Annotated in this window: 1 rRNA gene; it reads right to left on the bottom strand. The window is 50.3% G+C overall.

Going from position 1 to position 2,994, the window contains the following annotated elements:
- Window positions 1-2,875: ribosomal RNA gene (locus tag JEOSCH030_RS00010) — 23S ribosomal RNA — on the bottom strand; the annotation flags it as partial.
- Between the last annotated feature and the right edge of the window lie 119 nt (window positions 2,876-2,994).

Genomic DNA, 2,994 nt, shown 5'->3' with positions numbered 1-2,994 from the left:
TCGATGGATTAGTATTCGTCCGCTGAATGTGTTGCCACACTTACACGCCGAACCTATCAACCTTATCGTCTATAAGGCATCTATTGGGGAAATCTCATCTTGAGGGGGGCTTCATGCTTAGATGCTTTCAGCATTTATCCCGTCCATACGTAGCTACCCAGCTATGCCGTTGGCACGACAACTGGTACACCAGTGGTATGTCCATCCCGGTCCTCTCGTACTAAGGACAGCGCCTCTCAAATTTCCTACGCCCACGACGGATAGGGACCGAACTGTCTCACGACGTTCTGAACCCAGCTCGCGTACCGCTTTAATGGGCGAACAGCCCAACCCTTGGGACCGACTACAGCCCCAGGATGCGATGAGCCGACATCGAGGTGCCAAACCTCCCCGTCGATGTGAACTCTTGGGGGAGATAAGCCTGTTATCCCCGGGGTAGCTTTTATCCGTTGAGCGATGGCCCTTCCATGCGGAACCACCGGATCACTAAGTCCGTCTTTCGACCCTGCTCGACTTGTTGGTCTCGCAGTCAAGCACCCTTGTGCCTTTACACTCTATGAATGATTTCCAACCATTCTGAGGGTACCTTTGAGCGCCTCCGTTACTCTTTAGGAGGCGACCGCCCCAGTCAAACTGTCCATCTGACACTGTCTCCCAGCCGGATCACGGCTGCGGGTTAGAAGCTCAACCACACCAGGGTGGTATCCCACCAGTGCCTCCACATAAACTAACGTCCATGCTTCATTGGCTCCCACCTATCCTGTACAGGTGGAGTCGAGATTCAATATCAAACTACAGTAAAGCTCCACGGGGTCTTTCCGTCCTGTCGCGGGTAACCTGCATCTTCACAGGTACTATGATTTCACCGAGCCTCTCGTTGAGACAGTGCCCAAATCGTTACGCCTTTCGTGCGGGTCAGAACTTACCTGACAAGGAATTTCGCTACCTTAGGACCGTTATAGTTACGGCCGCCGTTTACTGGGGCTTCAATTCGTACCTTCGCTTGCGCTAAGCACTCCTCTTAACCTTCCAGCACCGGGCAGGCGTCAGCCCCTATACGTCACCTTTCGGTTTGGCAGAGACCTGTGTTTTTGGTAAACAGTCGCTTGGGCCTATTCACTGCGGCTTATATTTCTATAAGCACCCCTTCTCCCGAAGTTACGGGGTCATTTTGCCGAGTTCCTTAACGAGAGTTCGCTCGCTCACCTTAGAATTCTCTTCCCAACTACCTGTGTCGGTTTACGGTACGGGCAGAATATTACTTGCTAGCAGCTTTTCTTGGCAGTGTGAGTCCGTATGCTTCGCCTACTATTTTCGGCTCCCCATCACCACTCAACATTCATGCATGCCGGATTTGCCTAACATGCTGCCTCGTGGCTTGGACGCGCTCTTCCTTCCGCGCGCTCATCTTTTCCTACTGCGTCACTACTTCACTCAAATGCAATCTTCTGGTACAGGAATGTCTACCTGTTGGCCATCGCCTACGCTTTTCGCCTCGGCTTAGGTCCCGACTGACCCAGAGCGGACGAGCCTACCTCTGGAAACCTTAGTCGTTCGGTGGACGGGATTCTCACCCGTCTTTCGCTACTCACACCGGCATTCTCACTTCTAAGCGCTCCACATGTCCTCCCGGTCATGCTTCGCCGCACTTAGAACGCTCTCCTACCATTAAAATAAATTTTAATCCACAGTTTCGGTAATATGTTTAGCCCCGGTACATTTTCGGCGCAGCGTCACTCGACTAGTGAGCTATTACGCACTCTTTAAATGATGGCTGCTTCTAAGCCAACATCCTAGTTGTCTGTGCAACGCCACATCCTTTTCCACTTAACATATATTTGGGGACCTTAACTGGTGGTCTGGGCTGTTTCCCTCTCGACAATGGACCTTATCACCCACTGTCTGACTCCCATACATCACATCGATGGCATTCGGAGTTTGTCTGAACTCGGTAACCCGGGATGGGCCCCTTATCCAAACAGTGCTCTACCTCCACGATGCTAATATGAGGCTATACCTAAATATATTTCGGAGAGAACGAGCTATCTCCAGGTTCGATTGGAATTTCACCCCTACCCACAACTCATCCGGTCACTTTTCAACGTAAGTCGGTTCGGCCCTCCATTCAGTGTTACCTGAACTTCAGCCTGGTCATGGGTAGATCACCTGGTTTCGCGTCTACAAACATATACTCATTCGCCCGTTTCAGACTCGCTTTCGCTGCGGCTCCACATTCACTGCTTAACCTTGCATATATTCGTAACTCGCCGGTTCATTCTACAAAAGGCACGCCATCACCCCTTAACGGGCTCTGACTACTTGTAAGCGCACGGTTTCAGGTTCTATTTCACTCCCCTCCCGGGGTGCTTTTCACCTTTCCCTCACGGTACTGGTTCACTATCGGTCACCAAGGAGTATTTAGCCTTGGGAGATGGTCCTCCCGGATTCCAACGGAATTCCTCGTGTTCCGTCGTACTCAGGATACATTCTAAATTGATTCATCTTTCAACTACGGGACTCTTACCCCCTACGGTTGGCCTTCCCAGACCATTCGTTTAAATGTCTCAATCCGTTGTGAATGTCCTACAACCCCAGCAAATGCTGGTTTGGGCTCTTCCCGTTTCGCTCGCCGCTACTCAGGGAATCGATCTTTCTTTCTCTTCCTCTGGATACTAAGATGTTTCAGTTCTCCAGGTGTCCTTCGCTAACGCTATGTATTCACGTTAGGATAATACCTCGCGGTATTGGGTTTCCCCATTCGGAAATCTCCGGTTCATCGCTTACTTACAGCTCCCCGAAGCATATCGGTGTTTGTTCCGTCCTTCATCGGCTCTTGGTACCTAGGCATCCGCCGTGCGCCCTTCACTACTTAATCGTAATGAAATGTGTGAGTGTATCTTTCGATACATTTGCGTTCTCGTTTCTATTCGTCTCGAATATGAAATCTTTTTTCTCTTTACTTTACTTCTATACGGTTTTCAATGTGCAATACTT

Origin of the sequence: Jeotgalicoccus meleagridis (assembly GCF_903994045.1) — a bacterium.
Lineage (GTDB): Bacteria > Bacillota > Bacilli > Staphylococcales > Salinicoccaceae > Jeotgalicoccus > Jeotgalicoccus meleagridis.
The sequence above is the reverse complement of the archived record's forward strand: the minus strand, read 5'-3'. Positions and strand labels throughout refer to the sequence as shown.